The following is a 25474-nucleotide window of genomic DNA, read 5'->3' as shown; positions in this document are numbered from 1 at the left end:
GCGATGGGGCAGGGGATCGCAGATAACCGCAAAAGTGGGTTATTTAGGGCGATAGACAGTGCAGTTGCAGTGAGTCTGCGGCGCAAAGGCGGACCCCAGATCGCTCAAACGCTCGGCGGATCCCACAAACAGCCAGCCGCCGGGGGTCATCGTTTCCACGATGCGGTGGAACATGTCGGCACGCTGATCAGGCTTGAAATAGATGGCTACGTTCCGGCAGAACACGATGTCGAATTGGTTCTTTTCCGGAAATGGCCTGAGCAGATTTCGGACTTCGAACTTGGCCAGTCGCTGCAAGTCCTGCGCGACCTGCCAGCCCGATGCTTCGTGGATGAAGTAGTTCGACTTGTTCATGTCGTCCAGCCCACGCCCTACCTCGAGGTTCGAGTACCACCCCCTGCGGGCGGTCTCGACCGAGGCTGGCGAGACGTCGGTGCCAAAGATTTGCAGGTCCCAACCGGGCAGCGCTTGTGCGATTTCGTGCAGCACCATGGCGATGCTGTACACTTCCTGTCCGGTGCTGCAGGCGGCCGACCAGATGCGGATGCGGCGGGGTCGGCCCGACGATTCGATGGCTTCGATCAGGTCGGGCAGCACTTTGAACCGCAGCGCGTTAAACGGCGACTCATCGCGGAAGAACAGCGTTTCGTGCGTGGTAATGGCGTCGACGATTTCGGTGCGTACGTCGTTGCCCGCCAGGGACTTGGCTCGTTGGACCAGGTCTGAGTAGTCACGGCATTCGAACCGTTTGACAATGGGCGCCAACCGCGATTCGATAAGGTAGCCCTTCGACTCGTCCAGGTAGACGCCGCAAAGCTCGTCGACCAGATCGATCAGCGCCGAGATGTCGGCGTCCTTCGTACCGGCGGACGAAAGCGTCTGTTGCACTTGTGCGGCTAGCGACATGTTGACGTCTCCTGGCCCGTGAGTCGCAGCATTTCTTCACCGATTTTCTCTAAGGGGAGAACGCAGTCGGCCAAGTTGCTGTCGACGATTTGGCGTGGCATGCCATAGACCACGCAAGTTGCTTCGTTCTGTGCCATGACGATCGCGCCGCGGCGCTTCAATAGTTTGCAGCCTAGCAGCCCGTCATCCCCCATGCCTGTAAGGATGCAGGCCAGCACGTCGCCCCCGTAGATGTCCGACACCGAACGGAACAGGTAGTCGACCGACGGTCTGCAGTTGCGTTCGGGTGGGTCGTCGGCAATGACAACGGACGTGGAAAGCCCTTTGCGTTCCAGCTTCATCTGCTTTCCGCCAGGGGCAATGTACACGGTGCCGGGACGCAAAGCGTCTCCATGCTGGGCTTCGACGACATTGATTTTGGAGTGCCGATTCAGTTCGTCGGCCAACGTCTTGGTGAACACCGGCGGCATGTGCTGCACCAACACGATGGGGATCGGGAAGCTGGCGGGCAGCAGGGGAATCAACTCCATCAGGGCCTTGGGGCCACCCGTCGATACGCCAATGGCCAGAATTCGCGGATTGGCGCGGGCCACATGGCTGTCGCACAGCGCCACTTCGTGGTCGCTGGGGGTGGTGAACAGATGGGGCTTAGCCTGTCGTTGCGAACCGCGCCGCGACTTCGTTTCGGCAAACGCGTGTGCCTTGGGAAGTAACGACTGCTTCAGTTCGGCGATGCTGGCCTGGGGCGAATTGCCTGTGGGCTTCAGAGCAAAATCGAACGCTCCGGCGTCGAGCGCTCGGGTCGTGGCGGTAGCACCTTCGGCGGACAGAGCACTGAGCACGATGGCACCTACGGAGGAATGCGTTTCTTGCAGGTGACGCAGAACCCCCAAGCCGTCCAGCTCGGGCATCTCCAGGTCCAGAGTCAACAAGTCGGGTTGCAGTTGTTCGATCTTCTCTAGCGCAATGCGTCCATTGATGGCGGTGCCGACCACCTCCACGCCTTCCGCTTCTTGCAGTACTTCAGAAACGAATTTGCGGTACAGGGCCGAGTCGTCGACTACCAAAACGCGAAGAGGATCCATGTTGGGCAGCGGAGTAGTCAAGGTTGGATTTCGTTGGTGCAAAGGTTGGGTGTTGGGGGCGACGTGCTGGAGGGTGCCATCCGCCAGCACGCCGCACCGAAGACCAAACCGTTGGTCGCCGCACCGCAAGCACCTGGGCTTGCGGTACGGCGTCCAAGCTCTTCTCTACTCAAACTTAGCCCGCAAGTACGGGCTCGCCATACTTCTGCTCGGCCGCAGTCGCCGCATTCGCCAGGGTGCTGGTGTCGACCTTAAACTGTCCGACGATACGCTGCAGTTCCTCCGACAGTTCCGACAATTGGCTGCCGACGGTCTGCGTCTCGGAAGCACCTTGGGCAGTCTGCTTCGCGGCCTGGTCGACTCCCACAATGTTGCGGGAAATCTCGGTACAGGCTGAGGCACTCTCCGCCACACCGGTCGATACCATAGTGGTTGCCGAAGCGGTCTGATTGACGTTGGCCGCGATCTCCTTGGTGGTGATGCTCTGCTCTTCGACCGCCGAGGCGATTGTGCTCGAGGTGCTGTTCACCTGCTGGATGGCCTCGCCGACGTCGGCAATCGAGCGAACCGCTTCCTTGGTGGAGCTTTGAATGCCCTCGATGCGGACCCGGATATCCTGCGTGGCGTCTGCCGTTTGACGGGCCAGCTCTTTCACCTCGGTGGCAACCACGGCGAATCCCTTGCCGGCTTCGCCAGCCCGGGCAGCCTCGATCGTGGCGTTCAGAGCCAGCAGGTTGGTCTGCTCGGCAATGTCCTGAATCACTTCGATTACCTTGCCAATTTCCTCGGCAGCTTCGCCCAATTGGCCAATCGTCTGATTGCTGCTTTCGGTTAGCTGGGTGGCATTTTGTGCGATGTGCGAAGCCTGCTCGGAGGTCTTTGCAATCTCGCTGATGCTGGCTGTGAGCTCATCCACCGCTTTGGCCACCGACTGGACGTTGGTGGTCATTTCTTCGGTCGACGCAGCCATGTTGGTCATGTTGGTCGACATCTCTTCAGCAGCGGCGGCCACCGTAGCACTCTGGCCGGTGGTTTCTTCGGCACCACTCGCCAGATCGTTGGCGGTGGAGGAGAGTTGCTGCGAGGTGCTGGCCAATTGGCTGGCGTTGCTGGACAGGCTGCGAATGAGTCCACGCAGGTTGTCGCTCATCGAGTTCACTGCATTGGCGATGTTGCTGAACACCGAGCGGGTTTCGTGGGTGTCCTCGTCGCCGGGGGCCACCTCGTAGTCCTGGCTCAGGTCGCCACTGGCAATGCCCTGCAGAATGGCGGATAACTCGGAAACTTCGCGGGCCTGGAACTCGGAGTTCTTGCGGTCGACGATCTCTCGCTTTCGTTCGTCGGTCACGTCTTTCCATTCCAGATTGGTACCGACGTACTCGCCGTCGATGTCCAACTGGGCGGTTACTGTGAGGGCGATCGTTAACGGACCCACCTCGATGTCGGTCTTGATCGGCAGGTTCGACGGATCAGCCAGCAATTCTCGCTGATGCTTGGGATTGACGTGGAACTGGTCGATATTGGCTCCCATGAGCTTATCGATATCCAGATTGGGCCATTGGGCACGCAGCGTTGCCAGGTGCTTGGTCAGCAGCTCGCGAGTGGCATCGTTGAAGTAGGTAATGTAGAAGTCGCGGTCGATCATCATATAGGCGGCTTCAGAGTTGTCGACCACCCTACGCAGGCGATAAGCCTCCTGACGCGACTTGACTTGCTCGGTGATATCGCTGGCGAACTTCACCACTCGCACGGGATTCCTGTTCGCGTCGAAGATGGGATTGTAAGAAGCCTGGATCCAGATCTCCTTCCCCCCCTTGCCAACCCGCATGTACTCGCCCGAGTCGAATTCGCCGCGGTTGAGCTTCTTCCAAAAACTGTCGTACTCCAGCGAGTTGGCGTATTCGGGATCGCAGAAGATGCGGTGATGCTGGCCCTGGATCTCGGCGAGCGAATAGCCAACAGCATTCAGGAAGTTTTCGTTCGCAGTGATGATGGTGCCGTCCAGGTTGAACTCGATCACTGCTTGCGACCGATCCATCGCATCGACTCGACCCTGGTAGTTCAGCGTCTGGAGCTTCTGCTCGGTGACGTCGCTGGCAAACTTCACCACTTTGACGGGGGTACCCTTGTTGTCGAGCACAGGGTTGTAGGAGGCTTGAATCCAGACTTCCGAGCCGTCCTTGCGGAAGCGCTTGTACTCGCCGGAGTCGAACTCACCGCGATTGAGCTTGGCCCAGAAATCCGCGTATTCGGGAGTGCTGACAAACTTTGGATCGCAGAAGATGCGATGGTGCTTGCCTTGGATTTCGTCCAGGGAATAGCCCAACGCATTGAGGAAGTTGTCGTTGGCAGTGAGGATGTTGCCGTCCAGATCGAACTCAATCACCGCTTGAGAGCGATAGATGGCATCAATCTGACCCTGCAGGTTCTGTAGGGCCGACTTGTTGGCAGTAGTTGAAGTACGGGCCTTTGTCGACTTGGCGGCAGTCTTGCGAGCTGGCATCTTATGATCTCCGTGTGACTTTGGAAATGATTGTTGGAGTATTTTGAGGGAAAGCGTTCTTGGATCGTGAAGCGAATGACTTATATGCGAAACTGCCTGGTCGATTGCCCCGGATGGCGGAGACCAAGCTGGCTAGTTGCTGGTCTCCAGGGCCTCGTTGAGATTCAAGACAGCGACTATGTCCTGCTCGATCGTTGCCACGCCACTGAAGAACTTTTGATCTACCACGCTGATGTTCGACGGAGGTGGAATGACGTCGTCCTTGGCGACGGTGATGATGTCGGCAATGCGGTCGACGCACAGTCCGACCAATTCTCCCGACAAGTTCACAATCAGGTTGCGGCTGTCTTTGGTCACGGTGCCCCGCTCCAAGCCCAGCACGGTGCGCAGGTCGATTACGGTCACAACATCTCCACGCAGATTGATGACCCCCCGCACCCAATTGGGAGCGTGCGGCACCGTGGTGACATCGAGGCAGCGATTGATTTCCTGCACCTGATCAATTTCCAGTCCCAGCAACATGTCGCCCACGTAGAACGTGGCCAGTCGCAGGCTGCGGGAGTCGACGAAGGTGGCGGACGAAGTCTCGGTGGTCATGTTTAGCTCCCGGCCTGTACCAGTTTGCGGCGTGGCTTCGCCTTCTTGGGCTCGCCCGCGGCGGCCAACAGACTGCGAACCGAACGAATCAGGTTCTCGCGATGCATCTTTACCTGGTAGTCGTCAAATCCGACCTCCTTGCCGTGGTTGATATCCGCTTCGCTCGAGAGCGAGGTCAACGCCACGCAGGGCAAATGTTGCAGGGCAGAGTTGTGTCGGATGTTCTGGCACAGCTCGAACCCGTCCATGTTGGGCATCTCGATGTCCGACACGACGATGTCGACTTCCACACCGCCGGTCGTTAGTGCCTGCCAGGCCTCGGCACCGTCTTCGTATTCGTAGGTTTCGAACCCTTCGTTCTTGAAGAACCCGGCCACCTGACGGCGGAAGAACGAGGAGTCTTCAGCCAGCAGAATTCGCTTGGGGGCGTCCCCTTCCTCCGGGGCGTGTTCTTCGCGGGCCTCGGCAAACCACTGGGGGTGGGTTACTTCGGCCAACTCGAACACGTCCAGCAGTCGGGTGACGCGTTCGTCAATCACCATGCTGCCGGCCACGCCTGGCTCGCGGAAGGTCTGGTCGTCAATCGCACAGACGATCTCGCAGATGTCTTCCAACTGCGGTGCGACCAAGCCGACTTCTCGTTCGCCCAAGGTGAAGACGATGACGTAGATGCGGTCGAGTTTGGGTCGCGGGTTGACTTTGAGGTGGGCGTCCACCGCCACCAACGGCAGGGTCGTTCCACGGTACTGTAGCAGTTCCTGGCCGCCCACGGTGTCGATCTGATCGCAGCGAACTCGCTCGATGCGGGCGATCACTCCCATCGGCACGGCGAATCGGTCGGCCGGGTCGGACGAGAACAGCAGCAGCGTTTGCACGCTGTTGGTTTCGTTGCCTTGATTCAACGACTCTTCCTGCTCGTTGGCTTCATGCGCAAGCTGGACACCCGACTCCGCGGCGATTCCCGCAGCGTCGAGTATCAGGGCCACGCGACCATTGCCCAGGATGGTGGCCCCTGCCAGGCAGTTCGATGTCTTGAGGTGCATCCCCAGTGGTTTGACGACGATCTCTTCCGAGTCGTGAATCCCGTCGACGATCAAACCGTATCGTACTTGACCGGTTTCGACGACGATGATGTTCATGGGGGAGTTGATGTCGGCGCGGTCGGTCGGTGCCATTCCCAAAGCCGTGTCTAGCCGGACCAGTGGCAGCAACGCCCCACGCAGGCGGAGCACTTCGGCATCTTTGACGCGGTCGATGCGCGAGCTCACTTCACCCGGACGTAACCGTACCAGTTCCGCAATGTTGGCTTGCGGCAGAGCGAACCGGTCGCCACTGCACTTGAGAATCATCGACGGGATGATGGCCAAGGTCAGGGGAAGGGTAACACGGATGTTGGTGCCAACCCCCACATCGGAGTCGACATCCACGCTTCCGCCGAGCTTTTCGATGTTAGTTCGAACAACGTCCATTCCGACTCCGCGGCCGCTGACGTCCGACACCTTTTCGGCGGTGGAGAAGCCAGGATGGAAGATCAGGCGGACCGCTTCGCGATCGCTCATTTGCTCAATGCGATCGGCGGTGATCAGGCCTCGGTCCACGGCCTTGCTCTTGAGCTTGGCGGGGTCGATGCCCGCGCCGTCGTCCTGAATTTCGATGCAGACCTTGCCTGCCTGGTGGAAGGCTCGCAGCCACACGGTTCCTTCCGGATTCTTCTTCCGGCTGGCGCGAACTTCAGGCGACTCGACGCCGTGGTCCACCGAGTTGCGGATCAAGTGGGTGAGCGGGTCGCCGATGGCCTCGATGATGGTCTTGTCGACCTCGACATCCTTGCCTTCAATCTCGATCTTGCATTGCTTGCCGAGTTGCGAACTCAGATCGCGGACGATTCGCGGAAACTTGCCAAACACGCTGCCAATCGGCTGCATGCGGGTTTGCATGATGGCTTCTTGCAGCGAGCTGGTGACCTGGTCGAGATCGGCCGCAGCGGCTTCCAAGCCCATCCGCTCTTGCGAGATCACCGCTTGCATTAACTGGTTGCGGCTCAGGACCAACTCACCAGCCAGGTTCATTAGTTGGTCCAGCACTCCCACCGATACGCGGATGCTTGATTCCACGGCGGGCGAGGACGATGTTTTGGTTGTGGCGGGTTCTGCTGCGGTGGGAGCCTGCGCGGGCCGCGAAACAACTTCGGCGGGTACCGGAGCCGGAGGCGGAGTTGCTTCCGCCGCCTGCGGGGCGATGGGCTCGGGCGTCGGGGCTTCGACCTCCGCTGCGCTAGGAGTCGGGGCTGCGGCCGATTGTGCTGTGTTGCCGCCAGCTTCTGCAGCTTCCAGCACTCGGCTGAGGTCCGCGATCTGATCGGAGACATCGGTGCCGTTGGAGTTGGTAGCGTCGTTGATCAGCACACGCAGCGTGTCGCCGGCCCGCAGCATGACGGTGGTGTTTTCCGCGTCAGGTACCAGTTCCTGGCTGCGCACCTTGTTCAAGACATTCTCCAGGCTATGGGCCAGTTCCTTGATGGTCGTCAGACCGAGGAAGCCGGCGGCACCTTTGATGGAATGCACCCCGCGGAACACCTTGTTCACCAGATCGACGTCGATACTGGCGCCCGCCTCTTCGATGGCGAGCAGTTCATTTTCGATGTCGGCCAGATGCTCATTCGATTCCACGATGAACTCAGCCAGAAGTTCTTCGTCTTCGATTGCCATGTAGTTGCCTATGTAGAGTGGTTTCGAATGGTGCCTTCCACACGACCGCAAATAGTCGTGAGGCATATCCGCCTGCCCCGCGCTTCGAGGTTGCGCACTAGGCGTGACGAGCAAACATAGAATGCTTTTCGGATAGCCAACGCAAATTTGCGGTTTTTACAAGAGGCCGTTCATAAGCAAGCCGCCCAACCGTACTGGCCTTACCAACCGGCAGTTATGTCCCCGGTACTCGGCAGAATCATGGGCGGCCGACGTTTGCCTGGCAGGGAATTGGGACCTATCTATCTGAGAACGGACTGCGTTTATCGAACACCAGTCCTGTATCCGACTGTCTCGACCCTTAATAACGAGTTTGATTCAGATGAGCATCAAAGCACTTATTGCTGACGACTCCGGCGTGATGCGCAAGATCATCGTGCGTGCTGCTACGGCCGCTGGCATTTCCGAAATCACCGAAGCGGTGGACGGTGCCGACGCCATTGCCAAGTTCGGTCAGGAACACTTCGATCTGGTGTTGACCGACTGGAATATGCCGAACAAGTCCGGCTTGGAAGTCATCCAAGAGATTCGCGACACCGGCAGCACGGTGCCAATCATTATGGTCACCACCGAAGGTGAGAAGGCGAGCGTGCTGCAGGCAATCCAAGCAGGTGTTTCCGACTACCTGACCAAGCCGTTCGAAGCGGATGCGCTGTTGGCAAAGATCGAGAAGCTTTCGTTGGCATAGTCGTCCGGAATAGACAGCTTTTTGTTGGGAGCACCAGATGCGAGCGGAATACATCAATCCGTTTATCGAAGCAACGGTCGACGTCTTCAAAACCATGCTGGGATGCGAAGTCGAGCGAACCGGCTTGGCCGTCAACCAGACGTTCTGTCCGCAGTTTGACATCACCGGCATTATTGGTCTGTCGGGGAGAGCTCACGGCGACGTCGTGATCAGCTTCGAACGAGACGTCGCCCTGAAGGCCACCGAGGCACTCGTCGGCGGGACCTGCGGCGAAATCACCGAAGATGTGGTCGACACCGTGGGCGAGTTGACCAACATGATTGCCGGCAACGCCAAGACGCAGCTCGAAAGCCTCGAGATGAGTCTCGCCCTGCCGACCGTGATTGTGGGGCACAATCACTCTATTCGCTTCCCTTCCAAGGTGAAGCCGCTGTCGTTGCCATTCCAATCGAAGTGGGGCAACTTCAACATCGAGGTGGGCCTCATCGAGTCGCCGGTCGACGCCCACATCGTGGTTGGCTGAGCGCCCTGGTTGCCCAACGGGCTACGCAACTACTGTTGGACGATCTCGCCTCCCGCGATACTGCTCAACGCTGCTAGCCACAACCACTGGTCGTCGACTCGAATGTCCTCCACCTGATCGGGGTTCACCCCCGTGGCGGTAGCACCGTTATCGTGGGCAAACGCTTCGGCGTGCCCATCCAGGAAGACGAACTGCGTAACGCCGGGGTGCGCGCTTCCAAACACTTCGTCGTCATTGTCCTCCGGTCCATTGGCCAGACCATCTTCTGTACCGCGAAGAATGGTCTTTAGCGAGTCGCTAGCGAGGAAACAACTGTCGCCCTGCAAGCGATGCTCGGTCCCTTCGGTCCAGTCATCTTGTGCCGGCCTGATGTGTTTCTCGCCGATGGCCAGCGTGTTGGAGAGACCGTCTGTGACCCGTCGTGCACTGATCTCCGACCCGCTGAAAATCGGACCGGCCAGTGTCGGATCGATCTTGCCACCGACAAAATCGTTGGCCTCCATGCCCATGTCCTCTTCCAAACCAGCGTTCGCAGCGTAGTCTCCCAGTGTGGCCGACCCGCGCACTAGAGAAGGTCCGTCGTCGTTGTCGAAGTCCCGATCCGCTGCCGCGCGGCGACGGCTGGGGCACGCGTACACGGCAATCGGCGTTCGCATTGCGGCGGCGTTCGCCTGTGAGTCGACCCGCTCTGTTTCGACGTAGGCATCGTGCACGGCTTGCTGCTCGAGTTGTGGCAGGATTTCGTGCGCCCACGACACGCCATACTGGTCGCTCGTGTTCCGGCCGGTCGGAAAGTGCTGGTGCACGTCGTGGTAATTCTGGACCGCCAGGCCCATTTCGCGTAGCTGCGACTTACACTGAGTGCGACGAGCCGACTCGCGGGCCGCCTGCACGGCCGGTAGTAGCAGCGCTACCAGCACGCCAATGATGGCGATGACCACCAGAAGTTCGACGAGTGTGAAGCCAGACCGGGTGCGGCGTTGGGGGGATGCTGATATCATAAGGTGGGGGAGATGGAGGGGGATGGAAAGGCGGGCGGCGGCCGTCGCCGCTGTAAAACACGTTAGTAACTCGATACCCTGGCGACAAGTTTGCCGCCGCAGGAAAGACAACCGCATCATGCCTATCAACACCAAACCGACCGTACTGGTTCTGCTATTCTTGGCGACTTGGACACTCCAGTCGCACGTACTCCGCGCCGCCGAGCCAATGAAAGTGATGACGTTCAACATCCGCTACGACGGCGGCAATCGTCGACTGCCACCGCGGGAAACTGCCTGGTCCGCCGACTCCGGCCCCAACCGCCGCGACATGGTCTTGGAAGTGATCGACAAGGCCGCGCCCGACTTGTTGGGACTGCAGGAAGTTCGGCCGAACCAACTGGAAGACCTCAAGCAGCACCTCTCCGACTATGAGGTCTACTCCGTGGGCCGCGACGACGGAAAGAATGCTGGCGAGCACTGCACGATCTTCTACCGCCGTGACCGTTTCGAGCGGGTCGACGACGGGACCTTCTGGTTGTGCGAGACTCCCGAAAAGCCCGGTGCCAAGCATCCCCAGGCGGCTTGCCCCCGCATCGCCTCGTGGGTGCACTTGAAGGACCACCAGAACGACAACATGCAGTTCGTGTTTCTCGACATGCACTGGGATCACGTTGGCGGTGAGGCACGTCAGTTCGCCGCTGAATTGATTGCCGATCGACTGGCCGCCATGGACTCGGTCGACCGAGTCATCCTGTGCGGCGACACCAACGCCCGTCCCGACAGCCCCGAGATCAAGGGACTGCTGGCCGACAAGCGTTTGAGCCTGCTAAATTCCTACCGCCAGGTGCACCCCGAGGTCAGCGAAAACGAGTTGACCTTCAACGGCTTCCGCGGCGAAACCAAGGGCCGGCCGATCGATTATGTTTTCTGCTCGCCATCGTGGAAGGTGCTCTCGGCCGAGTACATCCGCACCGACTTCGACGGGCTCTATCCTTCGGACCACTATCCCGTGGTGGTGAAACTCGCCCCGGCGGAGTAATCCACGCTGGTAGCCACCGTCGCCAGACGGTGGAAATCCAACAGCGAGCTGGCACGCCACGGGAGCGTTTTTTGGGACAACTTCCCCCATTCGAATTCATGGGCCCAAAACTCCAGGGGTTTTGTCCCCGGCGGTCTGGCAAAGCCCCTTGTTTTCTCGGTGTATTTTGAACCGCATGGGGTCATAACCCCGTGCGTTGTTCCCCGCGTGGGTAGCGCGTTGTCCCAAAACCTTTTGAGGCTTGAAGATTCCGGGGGCAAGTAAAATGACGAAGGCGGCAAACAGAAGGCCGACCGCCCAATGCCCACCGCGCGCAATTCCAGCGTAGCCGGACTCGCAAGAGTTCGGGCGCCGCACAGGACATAATTCTCCAACTTAGTTCTCCCGCGCCCGGTGTAAGATTTCTACAAGGAAAATCGTGGAAACCGAAGAAATCGGATAGACACTAACACCGAAGAGAGTTCACCACAGAGCACACAGAGTGCGCCGAGGGGAGCAACTTGGCGTGGCAGCATAGGGCACAAGCTACTTGATCAGATAAGTAGAACGCGCCCTGGTGGTTCCCATAACGAAACCTATGCAGAGTACTTCCTTGATGAACGAGCGAAACGCCTTGGCACTGGTGCTGCTGTTGCCGGTCACGCTGCCTGTCTGTTTGCTGCTGGGATGGACGAGCCGCCACGTTGTTGGCAGCGTGCTGGGGCTGCAGCAGGTGGATTTGGGATACTCATTGTTCTTTGCTGCAATTCCCAGTGGGATCGCATTCCTGGTGGGCGGCGCCATGGCCCTGATGGTGCCACCGCTCGTCAGAAAGTCCGCGCTGGTGACGGCCGCAGTCGCCAACGGGCTGTTCTACCTGCTGGGGATTGTTGGTTATCACGCACCGCTCGTGTAGCAGTAGCGTGGGTGAAGTGAGCCGGAGGAACATCGTGCAAGATGGCGAAGCACCGCGCCGTCCGAACCACTTACTCTAGCAACCGGCAAACGGCAGCCCCGAAATGCGGACATCTTGAAGAGTGTCTCTAGCACCATCTGAAATGTAGAAGATGCGGGAGTCGCCAACACCATCGTCGTCGCTATCGGCGTCGATGGTCAGCATGCCGCTGCCCGGCCCTTGAATCTCGACGGAGCGCTCGATCTCCATTTGCCCTTCAGTGAGAGTGATAGTGGAACCAATGCTGCTGGGGATGATGATCTTGTCGTTTTGGCCCCAACCTTCCGTGAGATCGATATGGTTGACATCTGAAACTGGAACTTCATCTAGGTTCACATAAGCGATTGCTTCCCGGAGATCTATGGCGTTATCATCCGTATCAATACCAGGGTCACCCGCCTGAGTCACGGTAACAACTGCAAGAACGCGACGATCTTCCAGTGCTTCACACTTCAACCGCCGATGGCCATAGCGAAGCTGTGTCGCCAATAAACGTTGCATCCTTCTCGCGTTTGACATCGTTGCCAACTCCCTTGTCCGTCCTGAATCAGATGTGTAAAGACTATATGTGCCAGCGCTTAGCGGCAACTCCGAACACCAGAGCCACGAGCAGCAAGACCATTGAATTCGGTTCTGGTACGTTGCGTGATGCAACCCGAAACCCAACCGCGCCAATAGACTGATCAGGCGGGTAGATATCGTGACGAAAAGACGAAGAAATACTCAATGAGCTAGAGCCCGAAATCCGATCCCCCCCCCGAAAAGCTCTATTGGCAAATCTCTCGTCGTTAACTAGATCAGTTTCCGACTCTTCCCATTCCCATACGTTGCCAGCTTGGGCAACCGTCCCGAATGGGCTTGATCCACCTGCCAACCAGACATCTGCCGGATCCATAGAAGCATCTTGCTCAATTACCGCGGTATTCGCATCCGCCCCACTCGCCACTGGCAGCGGCGGCGTATTCATCCCGTTGGGATAATCAAACCAAGTATCGCTCTCCGGATCGTAAAACGCCGCCTTGTACCATTCGTCGGCACTTGGCAGAAAGTAGCGAGCCAGGCTGTTGCGGAAAGGGTTGGCCGGATCGTACCCCGGGTCCCCAAGCTCCCACAGTTGAAACTCGCCAGCCGAATCGAATTTATAGGCGGGCGGCGCCCCTTGGTCTTCGTTCAGGTAGTTGACGAATCGTGCCGCCTCGAACCAGCTAACCCGGGTGGCCGGCTTATCGGGACCACGCTGGTCGAGCGTGATGCCCAGCGGATTGGCGGTATTCTCCGTGGCCGCGTTGGCTCGACGGATAGCGTGCTCAGGGATTTCGTACTTGCCCATGCGGTAGGTATACGAGACAGCGCCCGCCGGATTGGGGTCGCCCGTCGTGTCCGCTGCGTTGCCCGGATCGCCGATTGTCACGAAATCGATCGTGAACGCGTTCTCGCCGGTGCCGAACGTGTCGGCTTGAGACAACAACGGGACCGAAAACGCCACGAAAAAGGAGATTGGTAGAAGAAGAGCCGATGCATTCATGTCCCAGTTCCTCAATCAACTGCCCCTGGAGAGCCTAAGCGACTGGCTCTCAATGCTGCAACTACCTTTTTCCTACTAGTCTAACCAAATTCGGAAGTTTGCGCCACAGTCCATCGGCCCATTTCTCGTCTGCCTCTGGTGTTCGATGAACCAGCAGTGCGGTCCGGCTCCTCACCCCAACTCCGCATTCAGCCAGGCGTTGTGGGCCCAGCGAAGGCACATGATGCCCAGGGCCAGTACGGTCAGCGCGAGGAATGCTCCCCAGCCCAGGCCTGCGTTGACGAATGCGAAGTACGTGCCTACCGCGACACCCATCAGCAGGTAGAGCAACAGAATCATTCCGGCCATGCGTTGCAGGCCCGATTGGACGAGGGCCAGGCGTAACGAGAGACCGATCGACAGCGGTTGAATGGCAAGCGCCGTGGCAACCACGGCCACCATGTTCTCCGGCGTCAATAACTCGGCCGCTACATACGGCGCGATTGCTACGGCAAGCAGGACCGCCGGCACGGTGGTCCACAGCACCATGGCGACAAACTGGCGCCGCAATCCATCGACCAGTGCTTCGCGCGACAGCGGCAACAACAGGTCCTGCCCCAGACGCGTCCGCCGCGTGGCCAGCAGGTGGCACGCCATGGCGGGAATGACCATGCAGAGGATACCAAACTGTCCCAGCATCATCGGTCCGGCTTTGACGGAACCCTCGCCCGCGTGCATGTTGCTGAAGATGAAAAATTGCATCGACGCGATGGCCAAGATCATCACCAGCATCTGCACGGCCACCAGCGGCATCGGCAGCATCCACATGCCGTAGCGGAGCAGTCGCGGCCGGGTGGACTCGGACGGTGTTTCGATGCCGGCCAAACGGTCGTGCCAGCCGTCGACCACCCAGCGGTGCACCGGGCTGCGCGAGATCCAACGCGTTACCAGGTGGCGGGCCTCGGACTTTTCCATCCGCGACTGTTGGCTGAAACCCGACTGCACGGGAACCAGGTAGTCGCTGTCCTCTTCTTTCATTTGGGTGAGTCGCCATAGCCAGGCCGTGATGCCGGACAGGCCGATCAGCAACAGCGCCAGGCGAGGCAGCAGCAGCGAGGGCGAGTCGGCAACCCACAGCTGCGCGATGGTGGGCTGGAAGTAGCTGAAGTAGAGCGCCAGGCTTGCCAGGGATAGCAGGCCGCTCATGACTTGGATCTGCCACACCACTAGCGCCGCGAACAATGTGCTGAACGCCAGCACGCCCAGCGGTGCGTAGTGCAGACGCCAACTGGTCAAGACCGGGTAGACGAGCACCAGGCCAACCAGTAGCGCGACCAGCACCACCAGATGCGGCCTGGCGTAACCAGGCGTCAACCGTGCCCGGGAGTGAACGAACTGATATTTGGCCTGCATGGCCAGCAGCAGCCCCCCGATCATCAACGGCAGTCCCAGGAAGTTCATGCCCATGACCCCGCCCTGTTGGTTGTCGATGTCGTTACCCATCAGGAACAACATGAAGGCAATCCAAACTGCGCCCAGGCACACGGCCACGACCAACCACCGCCGCGAGGTGTAGGTGCGAACAACTTCAAAGTGGGTGGTGTTCATCGTACAGCTCCCGTCAGTTCGCCCTGCGAAAGCTTTGGCGATTCGCTGTCGTGCAGTTCGACAAAGATCTCTTCGAGGTTCAGGTCGCTCACCGTGACATCGGCGTTCCAGGTCTGACGCAGCTCGTCGATCTCTTGCGGAGAAAAGTCGGCCACGGTGGCGACCGCCAATTTGCCATCGACCTGGCAGGAGAGCGCTCCGGCGACAGCGAAACTGGCTGGCAGCGCGTCGGGGGCGAGAATTCGCAAGCGTTTAACGCGGTCTTTCAGCAGGTCGAGTTCGCCGCAGAATTCAATCTGTCCGTCCCGCAGCAGTGCGATCTGGCTCGCCACGCGTTCCAGGTCGCTGGTGATGTGCGTGCTGAACAGCACCGTGCGGTCAGGATGTTCGACCAGGTCGATAAGCGTACGCAGGAACTCGCGACGAGCGCCCGGGTCGAGGCTGGCCACCGGTTCGTCGAGGATCAACAACTCCGGTTCGTGCCCCAACGCGAGCACGATGCCCAGGGTTTGCAGCTGTCCGACCGAGAGCGAGCCGGAGCGCTCGTCGAGCGGCAGTCGCCACCGCCGGCAGAGATCGGCCACGAGTTCGCGATTCCAACGGGGGTAGAAGGCGGCCGTGTAGTCGATCACGTGCCGCACGCGCATCCAGGGGTAGGTAGCCACCTCCTGGGGCACGTAACCGATTCGCTCTTTGGTGGTGGCCGACAGGTTCCAGGCGTCCTCGCCAAAAATCTGGGCGCGACCGCCGGACGTGCGGAACAGGCCCAGTAGACACTTGATGAGTGTTGTCTTGCCCGAACCGTTGGCCCCTAACAGGCCCAATACGGTGCCGGGCGCCAGGGCGAGGTCGAGATTACTGAGTACCTGCTTGGCGGCAAAGCTCTTGCATAGCCCATCAGCAAGTACCGCGGGTTGGCTGAGCTGGTTCATTTTGCTGAGTCCTTGAGTGAGGCTTCGAAAAGAGCACGAATTTGCTTGTCTGTGAGTCCCAGCAGACGGGCCCGATGAATGGCCGGCGCGAGCAACTGCTGGGCTTGCTCCCGGCGTTCGGCCAAGGGGCCACTGGTGGCCGTCGCCGAGACGCACATGCCCTGGCCGCGGATCCGCTCGACCACGCCATCGGATTCGAGCAACCCGTAGGCCTTGCTGACGGTCATGGGATTGACGTCCGCCGTCTGGGCGACCTGTCGCACGCTAGGCAGGAAATCGCCCGGCGTCAGCCGCCCCCCGGCGACGAGCGCCACGACCTGATCGACAATCTGCCGATAGATCGGCACGCCGCTGGAGGGCGCGATATCGAATTGGAGGGGCGATGTGTCCATGTGTATTAATATAGTAATACACCGGACGCGAGTCAATAGTCGATTTCGCGGAATAGTGGCACGGGAATTGTCTGGTTAACGCGTCTGTTTTTTTCCCAGGCCAGAGCGTACGCTGGTAGTAGAAGACCCATCGTGGGGTCCAGCAATCGATTTCGAAAGAGGCGGATATGCAAGTCAAGATCAACAGCGACAACCACATCGACGTCCACGAAAAGTCCGTAGAAAAATGGCAAGACGAAGTGGCCACGGCCCTATCGCGGTTCGGCGATTGGTTGACCCGGGTGGAAGTGCACCTGACGGATGAGAATAGCCACGCCAAGGGCGGCCCGGACGACATTCGCTGCCTGATGGAGGCCCGCCCCGCCGGCAAGTCGCCCGTGAGTATCGAAGTGCGGGCGGCGAATGTTGATCAAGCCGTGCATCAAGCCACGGCCACTTTGGAACGTCGCCTGGCCACGATGGTCGACAAAGCGCGGACGGAACGGCGCAAGCGACCGGCCCAAATCCAACCGAGCGACCTGGACGAGACAGATGATTCGTGAGGCAGGACGCGTCCGCTAGCTCTGCGTGAACGCACGCAGCAGCGTACCTCCAGAGTAGAGGCCGCCCGTGTACAGGCCATTGGTGCTGAGGGCTGTTCGTGTGAAGGGGCGACTTGACCTTGCGATCCATCTTGCATCTGCGGACGACTTTAGGAATATGTTGCCTCGTACAATCTGCATTTTCGCGACGTTGTTATTGATTCTGGCGAGCAGCGCGATCGCGGAGACAGGTCGCCGTGAGGTATCCGGTATCTATCCGCACCTTGCCATGTTCAACGATGAACGGGAGTGCGGTACGGGAGCCGTCGTGCCGTGGGCCGATCGCCTGTGGGTGGTCACCTACGCACCGCATTCACCTGAAGGATCGAGCGACAAGCTGTACGAGATCACGCCCGATTTGCAGCAAATCGTTCGCGCCGAAAGCATCGGTGGCACGCCGGCCAATCGAATGATCCATCGCGAGTCGCAGCAGCTGTTCATTGGCCCCTACGCTATCGATGCGGAGCGAAACGTCCGTGCGATTCCCTACTCGGAAATGTTTGGCCGCCCCACCGGCCTGGCGCGACATTTGTCCGATCCGGCAAGCAAGATTGTGTTTGCCACCATGGAGGAAGGCATCTATGAAGTGGACGTCGATACGCTAGCCGTGCAAGAACTGTGGGCCGACGAACAGCAGGAGTGTGGGCGAAAAGCGGCGCTGCCGGGCTATCACGGCAAAGGATTCTACTCCGCCCAAGGACGTTACGTGTACGCCAACAATGGCGATCATGCCGCCGCCGCTCGCGTGGATCCCAATGTTCCCAGTGGAGTGTTGGCCACCTGGGATGGCCAGGCCGAAGAGTGGACGGTAGTCCGTCGCAATCAGTTTACCGAGGTGACCGGTCCTGGCGGCCTTGAGGGGAACGGAGCCGAGGACGATCGGCTGTGGAGCATTGGTTGGGACAATCGTTCGTTGATTCTTGCCCTGCTGGAGAACGGGCAGTGGCACAGTTTTCGCCTGCCAAAGACCTCGCACTGCTACGACGGTGCTCACGGCTGGAACACCGAATGGCCGCGTATACGAGACATTGGCGAAGAGAAACTGCTGATGACCATGCATGGACAGTTCTGGCAGTTTCCCAAAACGTTCTCTGCCGGCAATACGGCCGGGATTGTCCCGCGATCGAGCTACCTGAAGGTGATTGGCGACTTCTGTCGCTGGCAGGACCGTGTGGTGTTTGGCTGCGACGATACAGCACGCGGTGAGTTTCTGAACAAAGATCCGCTCAAGGGCGGTTTGGCCGCGCCCGGGCAATCGCAGTCGAACCTGTGGTTCGTCGAGCCTGGGAAGCTCGACACGTTCGGACCACCGCTCGGACGTGGGGCTGTATGGCTCAACGATGACGTCCCATCGTACATGGCAAGCGATCCATTTCTGTTCTCCGGCTTCGACCGACGCTCGATGTACTTTACGCACCAGAGCAGCGAAAGCCTTACGCTGACGATCGAAGTCGATACCAGCGGGCAAGGCGAATGGCACGAATTGCGGCGCGAGATCGTCCCGCCGGGGGAAGACTTCTGGGTGGAGTTCGATTCACAGCAGCAAGGGCAGTGGATTCGGCTATCTCTGGACCTGGATGGCCACCAGGTTTCCGCTTTTTTCCACTACCGCGACGATGATCGCCGACCGGAGCAGGCCGCCGAGATATTCGAAGGCATCGCCAAGCCATCAGGACAAGCGACCAGCAGTGGATTGCTCTACGCGCAGGGCGACGACATGCGTTCACTTCGCTTTCTCGCCGAGGATGATGCCGGCCCGCTTGGATGCTACGAGCTCGACGGCCAACTAGTGCTCCGACAAGTGGAAGACGAGGAAGGTGCAGCCTGGATGGAGCAGAACGTTGGCATCACGTCACCACAGATCGAAGTCGACAGCGCATCACTGCTGTACATCGATCCCGATGGAAACCGCTGGCGACTGCCCAAGGGCAATGCGATGCAGGATGAAGCTATCACGGGGGTGATGGCGCGAGTTTGCCGCGAGGTGTGTACCGAACGAAATCTGCTGAATGTGGGGGGGACTTTCTACGAATTGCCAGCGCCCAACGCGGGCGGATTCGCCAAGTTGCGACCGATTGCCACACACGATCGACAGATCCACGACTACGCCAGCTATCGTGGCCTGCTCGTCATGAGCGGCATCGACCACAACGCCGAGGGCGATCACATTGTGCGAAGCGAAGATGGCAAGTGCGCTCTGTGGGTTGGCTCCGTCGACGATCTATGGTCGCTAGGCAAACCGCGAGGGCAGGGCGGTCCGTGGCTCGATACCCAAGTCGAGCAAGGAAAGGCGAGTGATCCTTACCTGGCTACGGGCTACGACCAGACGGTGCTCACGCTCTCGCACCAGCACCCGCGGCCGGTGAGAATCATCGTTGAAGCCGACTTCACCGGGACGGGCGAATGGGCAACGGTCGCAGAACTCGACGTTCAACCTTCGGAGGAACTCGAGTACCGATTCGCCGATGGTTTTGGAGCCTATTGGCTGAGGTTCAAGTCGTCGGAGAACACCGTAGCCACCGCTCAATTGGACTACCGGTAGGCGATCCGATACGAGATCGCTTTGTTTCTCAGGTCTATTCGGCAAGCGGTGCTCATATCGAGAACGCACCGAGCAGCATGCCGGCGGATATCGATCGATTCGCAACAGGTAGTATTACGCGGCATGTGGCCCATGGGTGGCCAACTGTGAAACAACACCTATTCCGCGGCGTACTTCTCTTGCGCCAGGTTGGCGATGCCCTTCAGATCAAGTTTTCCTGAGCCCAGTACGGGAATTTCGTCGACCAGCATGAAGCTGTCGGTACTGGGGATCCAGAGGTTGGACATGCCGGCTTGCTTCAGCTCCGAGCAGATCGTAGCGGGGTCTTTTTCCAGCGTGCGATGCACCACGATCAGACGCTCACCTTTGCGCGCATCGGGCACGGCCGTGACCACCACGCGGGGCGATTCGTCGTCGTCTTCGATGCCAACGCACTTTTCGATCGCCTCCTCCACACCGATGTGGGGCACCATTTCGCCACCGATCTTGGAGAATCGACTCTCGCGCCCCGTGATCTGGATGAAACCATCCGCGTCGATGCGGGCGATGTCGCCGGTGACGTACCAGCCATCGCGAAGCACTTCGGCTGTTTTTTGCGGCTGGTTCATGTACCCCTTCATGACATTGGGGCCCGTGATCAGCAGCATGCCAGTGGCCCCGCCGGGCAGGTCCTCGAACGTTTCGGGGTGAATCACCTTGGCCGCCACGCCGGGCACGGGCCGGCCCACGGTACCTTCCTTGGCGTCGACTTCCTCGTGGTGCGAACGACTGGGCGGGATGTTCACGCTCACCAGCGGCGCCAGCTCGGTGGTGCCGTATCCTTCCACCGGTCGCACGCCAAATCGCTCTTCGAAGGCGTCGGACAGCGAGCTGGGCAGCTTCTCCGCGCCCACCACCACCACGTCCAGCGTGGCAAACTGCTCGGGCGTGCAGCGCTTCGTGAACGAGCGAAGGAAGGTGGGAGTCGACAGCAGAATGGTCGCTTTGTGTTTTTCGGCCAGCTTTCCGATAGCCTTGGCGTCGAGCGGGCTGAAGTGGTACGTGGCGTGGATGTCCAGCGAGAGCGGACCCCACAACGTGACGGTGTACCCGAAGGAGTGAAAGAACGGCAGGATGCCGAGCATCGTATCGCCGGGACGGAGCTGAATCACCTGATCGATGGCGTCGACGTTGGAGGCCACGTTGCGGTAGGTCAGCATCACGCCCTTGGGCTCACCGGTCGAGCCCGATGTGAAGATGACCGTCAGCACGTCGTCGGGCTGGATTTTGGTCAAGCCGTACATCGAGTCGAGCAGCCACGCGGGCGTCAGGTAGGCGTTCAGCGCCCCCAGTACCTTATCGCCGAAGGTAAGCTTCTCGCGAAGGTCGTCCAGGTAGATGAGTTTGGCTTCGAGCTTCGAAACATCCACCGGCAGTCGTTCGGCCACCTGGCGGGTAAGCAGAATATGGCGGATACCGGCCTGGCGAATGCAGGCATTCATCACGTCTTCGGTGGCTGAGTAATTCAGGTTCACCGCGACGCGCCGCGACAGGGTGAGGGCCGCGTTGACCATGGCGCCACCGGCCGAGGGTGGAATGAGTACGCCGATGTGCTGGTCGTCCGCCGAAAGCACTTCGCGGACCAGTAGCCGCTGCAGGATGATGGTCCGCATCAGCAACTGTCCGCCAGTGATGCCATCGTTGGTGGTATCGGAGATTTTCCAGCGGAAACGGGCCTTGCGGCACGTCCGGATCATGGTGCGGATCACATTGGTGCTTCGTGCATGTCGGCTCACGGCAGCTTGGGCTCCTAATTGCTGTACCGCCTCGCGGACCTGGGCGACGCTGGTCGGATTCTTGATGGGGCGACCAAACCAAAACGAGACTCGATGTGGCCACTGCGATGGCCAGCGCCCGAAAAGTCGCCCCCCACGATAGCTAAACATACTGCCCCAGAGTTCATCGAGATAGACCGGAATTACGGGTGCCCCCGTCCCACGGACCAGCGACAGCAGCCCCCGGGTGAACGATTGGAGCTGCCCACTGCGAGTCACCTGGCCCTCGGCGAAGAGGGCTACCATCTCGCCGTTCGACAAGGCCTGGCGAGCCTGCTGGATGGCTTTGCGCGCCGCGCTGGGCGAGCTGGGCACCTCGATGACCCCCATCATGCGGGCCATTCGCCGCTTCCAGGGGGCATTCAGCAGATCGCTCTTGATCATCAGCCGGATGCGCCGCGTGGAGCTGGAAATCAGCAAGATGCCGTCGGCCCAGGTTACGTGGTTGGCCACCAACAGCGCTCCACCCTCGATGGGCAGGTTGTCGCGATCAACCAGTTTGATGCGATACACCGTGTGGGCCAGCAGCCAGGCCACGAATTTGGTGGTCGACTGGGGGATCAGGTACACGATGTACACCACTACCGGCAGGGTCAGCAGGCTGCAAATCAGGAATATCTGCTGAGCGTCGAACAGTGGTTTGCCATCGGTGAACCGGGTGGTCCGCAGTGCCAAGTACCCCAGTGTGACAAACAGCATGCCGGAGAACATCAGGAAATTCGACGCCGCGAGTACGGCGCCACGCACCTCAGGCCGACTGCGGTGTTGCAGGAACGCGGTAATCGGCACCACAAACAACCCGGAGCTAATGCCCAGCATGGCGAAGTAAAAACAGGCCAGCATGTAGCTGGGAGTCATCGACCACTCGACCCCGCCCGCACCGGAGATGATGAAGTTGCCGTCCAGCGGGTAGAGCAGAAACGTGAACAGCACCAATCCACCCGCGGCCAGCGGCAGGATGCCGAGTTCGACGTGCTCGTTCGACCACATGCCCGCAAGTAGACTACCGAGCGCCATGCCGATGACCAGCGCCACGAGCCCCGGCACGACCTGCACCTGGTCGCTGCCGCCATGTTCGTAGACAAGCTGATCGATGTTGAGTTGCGAAAGCGTACCAAGCGACCAGAAGAACATGCTTCCCAAGGCCACCAGCAGCAGCGCGCGATCGGACGACAGAATTTTCACATCGGACCAGGTCCGTTTGATGAAGTCCCACGGAAACGGCATTTCGGGCTGCGCGGCGCGGAGGAACGTGATCCACAAGCTGGTGAACCATCCCGCCACGGCGATGCCGACCAGCACGGCCAGTTCCACCAGCCAGTTGTAACTGCCGAAGCGCTGGTGAACATGGGCAGTGGCCAGCCAGCCTCCGATGGCGGTGCCAATGACGATGGCAAACACCGTGACGAAGCCAATCAATCCGTTGGCGGCGGAGATGGCGTTCTGGTGCAGCATTTCGGGAATGCTGCCCAGCTTCGCCGGACCGAACAGGGCGCTCTGCGCGCCCATCAAGGCCACGGACGCAAACAGCAACCAGTTCCAGTTTAAGTACACTGCCACCACGGTGAGTACCATCAAGGCGATCTCCGCCACCTTGCACCAGATGATCACGTCGCGCTTGCTGAAACGGTCGGCCAGGTAGCCAGCCGGTGCGGCCAGCAGCAGGTAGGGCAGGATAAAGCAAACCGAACCGGCCACCAGCATCTGGCTGGCCTGCTCTGCGGTGAAATTTTCCTTGCCAATGCCGATCACCAACCAACGGGTAATGCTGTCGTTGGTTGCGCCCAGCAGTTGGGTCAGCAGCAGGCCAATGAACGTAGCCGACTTCAAGCCCGCCTGGGGTGCCGGCTCTTGAAACTCGCCCGAATCGCTCGGCAGGCGCATCGCGTCGGCGGTGGCGTCGGCGGAGCCGGACATGGCAGGCGGCACAGCTAAGGGGAGCGGGGCAGGGAAGCCCGAATTTATCGGGAGATACAGTTGTAACGGCTACCACAGCGGCCGTCTAAGGGGTCCCACAGTGGGAGAAGTGTCCAGTACCAACCGCCCAACACGCACCCGGACACGCCCATAGTGCTTCGTGGATCCCGCCCGTGTATTGGTACTGCGGCGTACCCTATAATAGCGAGTTGCTCAGAACCAACGTGGGGGCGCCGCTCCGGGAGTATTGCTGTGGGTAAACTTTATAACTTTCTGCTGGGCCTGGCCCTCGGCTTCGGTTTGTACCATGCGCTGTCGCACTACAGCATGGTAAACTCTGCGGATGGGCTGCAACTGGTGCCCAAGCAAGTTCCCCGGTTGTCGGAGATCTACGTAGATGTCCGCGATTTCAAACCCGTCGATTGGGCCGACCATCCGGAGTTGATTCTCGACCTGCAAAAAGCCGGCAAGCAGAAGGTGCTGCAGGACGCGGCCGTGGAGGCCGTGAACGACGCCGTGGGTCGCGGGCTGGACAAGATCCTGCCTCCAGCTCAGCCAGCGGAGAACTGAAGTCCATTTCCGGTGGCCCCCCGCACAATCCGTGCGATCCTCCCGGAGAGCAGCACTCCTAGCACCGCGCGCCGGCCGTTCTTGCTCATTCCGGTCGCCAGCAATCCACGATAATTGTGGATGAGGGTCCGTCTTAATTGGACAGCAGTTGCCCGCCACCGCACCCTCTGGAAGGACCGCGACGATGGAGTTTAACCGCAATCAATTTTTCTTTCTGGGTGTTCTGATCCTGTTTCTCGGCATTCAGGTGCGGATGGTCGAGAGCTACACGCTTTCGTCCCAAGCCACGAAGTTTCTTGCCGACCGATCCAGCGGTGCGGTGGCTTCGGCCAGTGACGCCGCCGGCGGAACGGCCGCTTCGGTAGTCCCCATTGGCAATAAGACGATCCAGCCGCCGGAATGGCTGGGGTGGTGCCTTATCTCGATTGGTGCGGTATTGGTGCTGCACAGCCTGGCGATGCCGCGGCCCAGCTAACGCTGTACTGGTGGCCCGGGGCGTGCGCTTTTCCGACCAGGTTGGTTCGACTTGCAGCCGGGAGTGTCCGCGAGTATTATTATTTACGGTAAAAACAGCTGTCATGGCGCTCGGGTCGAGCGCCCCACTGCCCCCCTCCACGTTCCTCAAGGCCCTGGCCGATGCCTGAAACTAAGCGAATCAAAGCGAGCGATTCCGGCGGAGTTACCGTCGTCACGTTTGCGGACTCGAAGATCATCGATGAAGACGAGATTCAAGAGCTGGGCCAGGAATTGTACGATCTGGTCGAACGCCACGACCATCGTAAGTTCGTGCTCAACTTTTCGCACGTCGAGTTCCTGTCGAGCGCCGCGCTGGGAAAGCTCATTAGCTTTGAAAAGAAGGTCAGTACGCATGATGGCGAACTGATCCTGACGAATATTCGCCCCGAGATCTACGAGGTGTTTGCCATTACCAAGCTGACCAAGTTGTTCCAGATCAAGGACGACGAAGCAGACGCCCTGGCGGTACTGTAGAGTTCACGAGAGTTGCACGCGCACGGCAAGGCTCGCAAGCGCGGCCGTCATCTCTCCACAGGCATATGTTCAATCCTTCGCCACGACTCGTTGTCGGTCGACAGCGTGGCAACCGCGATTAAGGCGAGCCATGGACCAGCACAACTGGAGTTGGACACTCAAGCGCAGCTTCCCCAGCCGGAGGAACGCTCACCTTGAGTCGATGGAGGAGATCCTCGGACAACTCACGGAACTCGGATGGAGCGACCGCGAATTGTTTGGCGTGCAGATGGCCCTGGAGGAGTCGCTTACCAACGCGATTCGTCACGGCAACAAGTGCGACGAATCGAAGCATGTGGCGATCGAGTGTAAAGTCAGCCCCGAGCGATTCTGGCTGCGGGTCGAAGACGAAGGGCCAGGGTTCATCCCCGAGCACGTGCCCGATTGTCGCAAAGGTAAGCACCTCGAGGCATGTGGTGGGCGGGGGCTGATGTTGATCAAAGCCTACATGACCACGGTCGAATACAACGACCGTGGTAACCGCGTTACCATGGAAAAGGTTCGCGGCGAGCAATCCAGCGAACTGATGGACGTCTCGTCCTGAAGGCCAGTCCAGCGTAACGGGCCAGGCCCCACGGCC

22 protein-coding genes are annotated in these 25474 nt (G+C 59.7%); 10 read left to right on the top strand and 12 right to left on the bottom strand.

The genetic code is table 11. The features are described 5' to 3' along the window. Window positions 1-39: 39 nt before the first annotated feature. The 5 genes from NG895_RS07780 to NG895_RS07760 form a co-directional block, all read right to left on the bottom strand. Window positions 40-906, bottom strand: a complete 867-nt coding sequence (locus NG895_RS07780; protein ID WP_252851909.1) for a CheR family methyltransferase — start codon at window positions 904-906, stop codon at window positions 40-42. Beyond that, entirely contained in the window at window positions 897-1991 is a 1095-nt protein-coding gene (locus NG895_RS07775; RefSeq protein ID WP_252851908.1) for a protein-glutamate methylesterase/protein-glutamine glutaminase, read from the bottom strand. The genes NG895_RS07780 and NG895_RS07775 overlap by 10 nt, the downstream gene beginning before the upstream one ends. Before the next feature lie 175 nt (window positions 1992-2166). Further along, entirely contained in the window at window positions 2167-4494 is a 2328-nt protein-coding gene (locus NG895_RS07770) for a methyl-accepting chemotaxis protein (RefSeq protein ID WP_252851907.1), read from the bottom strand. Between the two features lie 132 nt (window positions 4495-4626). Further along, the gene (locus NG895_RS07765; protein WP_252851906.1) at window positions 4627-5091 is read right to left on the bottom strand and encodes a chemotaxis protein CheW; all 465 of its coding nucleotides are present in this window, start codon (window positions 5089-5091) and stop codon (window positions 4627-4629) included. Between the two features lie 2 nt (window positions 5092-5093). Next, a complete protein-coding gene (locus NG895_RS07760; protein WP_252851905.1) occupies window positions 5094-7799 on the bottom strand; it encodes a hybrid sensor histidine kinase/response regulator in 2706 nt (901 codons plus the stop codon). Window positions 7800-8160: 361 nt separating this feature from the next. On the opposite strand from NG895_RS07760, the gene NG895_RS07755 reads away from it, so the two are divergent. Both NG895_RS07755 and NG895_RS07750 read left to right on the top strand, forming a co-directional pair. After that, the gene (locus tag NG895_RS07755) at window positions 8161-8526 is read left to right on the top strand and encodes a response regulator (protein WP_252851904.1); all 366 of its coding nucleotides are present in this window, start codon (window positions 8161-8163) and stop codon (window positions 8524-8526) included. Window positions 8527-8563: 37 nt separating this feature from the next. After that, window positions 8564-9049 (top strand): chemotaxis protein CheX, encoded by a 486-nt coding sequence (locus NG895_RS07750; RefSeq protein ID WP_252851903.1) that lies wholly within the window; start codon window positions 8564-8566, stop codon window positions 9047-9049. A gap of 29 nt (window positions 9050-9078) precedes the next feature. Here NG895_RS07750 and NG895_RS07745 read toward each other — a convergent pair whose 3' ends face one another. Further along, window positions 9079-10050 carry a DUF1559 domain-containing protein gene (locus tag NG895_RS07745; protein WP_252851902.1) on the bottom strand — a complete coding sequence of 324 codons (972 nt, stop codon included), beginning with the start codon at window positions 10048-10050 and terminating at the stop codon, window positions 9079-9081. Between the two features lie 118 nt (window positions 10051-10168). Here NG895_RS07745 and NG895_RS07740 point away from each other — a divergent pair, with 118 nt between their 5' ends. Next, window positions 10169-11071, top strand: a complete 903-nt coding sequence (locus tag NG895_RS07740; protein WP_252851901.1) for an endonuclease/exonuclease/phosphatase family protein — start codon at window positions 10169-10171, stop codon at window positions 11069-11071. A 577-nt stretch (window positions 11072-11648) separates the two neighbouring features. Further along, window positions 11649-11966 (top strand): hypothetical protein, encoded by a 318-nt coding sequence (locus tag NG895_RS07735; RefSeq protein WP_252851900.1) that lies wholly within the window; start codon window positions 11649-11651, stop codon window positions 11964-11966. A gap of 75 nt (window positions 11967-12041) precedes the next feature. On the opposite strand, the gene NG895_RS07730 is transcribed toward NG895_RS07735, so the two are convergent. The 5 genes from NG895_RS07730 to NG895_RS07710 all read right to left on the bottom strand — a co-directional run bounded on the left by NG895_RS07730 (window position 12042) and on the right by NG895_RS07710 (window position 16441). Then, window positions 12042-12524 (bottom strand): hypothetical protein, encoded by a 483-nt coding sequence (locus NG895_RS07730; protein WP_252851899.1) that lies wholly within the window; start codon window positions 12522-12524, stop codon window positions 12042-12044. Between the two features lie 43 nt (window positions 12525-12567). Next, window positions 12568-13530 (bottom strand): SUMF1/EgtB/PvdO family nonheme iron enzyme, encoded by a 963-nt coding sequence (locus NG895_RS07725; RefSeq protein ID WP_252851898.1) that lies wholly within the window; start codon window positions 13528-13530, stop codon window positions 12568-12570. A gap of 171 nt (window positions 13531-13701) precedes the next feature. After that, window positions 13702-15117 (bottom strand): hypothetical protein, encoded by a 1416-nt coding sequence (locus NG895_RS07720; protein WP_252851897.1) that lies wholly within the window; start codon window positions 15115-15117, stop codon window positions 13702-13704. Beyond that, window positions 15114-16049, bottom strand: coding sequence for an ABC transporter ATP-binding protein (locus NG895_RS07715; protein ID WP_252851896.1), 936 nt, complete (start codon window positions 16047-16049; stop codon window positions 15114-15116). The genes NG895_RS07720 and NG895_RS07715 overlap by 4 nt, the downstream gene beginning before the upstream one ends. Beyond that, window positions 16046-16441 (bottom strand): GntR family transcriptional regulator, encoded by a 396-nt coding sequence (locus NG895_RS07710; RefSeq protein ID WP_252851895.1) that lies wholly within the window; start codon window positions 16439-16441, stop codon window positions 16046-16048. Before NG895_RS07710 ends, NG895_RS07715 begins: the two co-directional genes overlap by 4 nt. Before the next feature lie 167 nt (window positions 16442-16608). On the opposite strand from NG895_RS07710, the gene NG895_RS07705 reads away from it, so the two are divergent. Both NG895_RS07705 and NG895_RS07700 read left to right on the top strand, forming a co-directional pair. Then, window positions 16609-16983: an HPF/RaiA family ribosome-associated protein gene (locus NG895_RS07705; protein WP_252851894.1), complete on the top strand. Its 375-nt coding sequence runs from the start codon at window positions 16609-16611 to the stop codon at window positions 16981-16983. A 157-nt stretch (window positions 16984-17140) separates the two neighbouring features. Then, a complete protein-coding gene (locus tag NG895_RS07700) occupies window positions 17141-19564 on the top strand; it encodes a hypothetical protein (RefSeq protein WP_252851893.1) in 2424 nt (807 codons plus the stop codon). Window positions 19565-19722: 158 nt separating this feature from the next. Here NG895_RS07700 and NG895_RS07695 read toward each other — a convergent pair whose 3' ends face one another. Continuing rightward, window positions 19723-23295, bottom strand: a complete 3573-nt coding sequence (locus tag NG895_RS07695) for an acyl-[ACP]--phospholipid O-acyltransferase (protein WP_252851892.1) — start codon at window positions 23293-23295, stop codon at window positions 19723-19725. Window positions 23296-23547: 252 nt separating this feature from the next. Between NG895_RS07695 and NG895_RS07690 the strand changes: the two genes are divergently transcribed. The 4 genes from NG895_RS07690 to NG895_RS07675 all read left to right on the top strand — a co-directional run bounded on the left by NG895_RS07690 (window position 23548) and on the right by NG895_RS07675 (window position 25438). After that, entirely contained in the window at window positions 23548-23865 is a 318-nt protein-coding gene (locus NG895_RS07690) for a hypothetical protein (protein ID WP_252851891.1), read from the top strand. A 184-nt stretch (window positions 23866-24049) separates the two neighbouring features. Further along, the gene (locus NG895_RS07685) at window positions 24050-24340 is read left to right on the top strand and encodes a hypothetical protein (RefSeq protein ID WP_252851890.1); all 291 of its coding nucleotides are present in this window, start codon (window positions 24050-24052) and stop codon (window positions 24338-24340) included. Window positions 24341-24501: 161 nt separating this feature from the next. After that, a complete protein-coding gene (locus NG895_RS07680; protein ID WP_252851889.1) occupies window positions 24502-24855 on the top strand; it encodes an STAS domain-containing protein in 354 nt (117 codons plus the stop codon). 130 nt (window positions 24856-24985) lie between these two features. Continuing rightward, the gene (locus tag NG895_RS07675) at window positions 24986-25438 is read left to right on the top strand and encodes an ATP-binding protein (RefSeq protein ID WP_252851888.1); all 453 of its coding nucleotides are present in this window, start codon (window positions 24986-24988) and stop codon (window positions 25436-25438) included. Window positions 25439-25474 lie beyond the last annotated feature (36 nt).

Origin of the sequence: Aeoliella straminimaris (genome assembly GCF_024054565.1) — a bacterium.
GTDB classification, from domain to species: Bacteria; Planctomycetota; Planctomycetia; order Pirellulales; family Lacipirellulaceae; genus Aeoliella; species Aeoliella straminimaris.
This window is presented reverse-complemented; position numbering and strand designations above follow the sequence as displayed.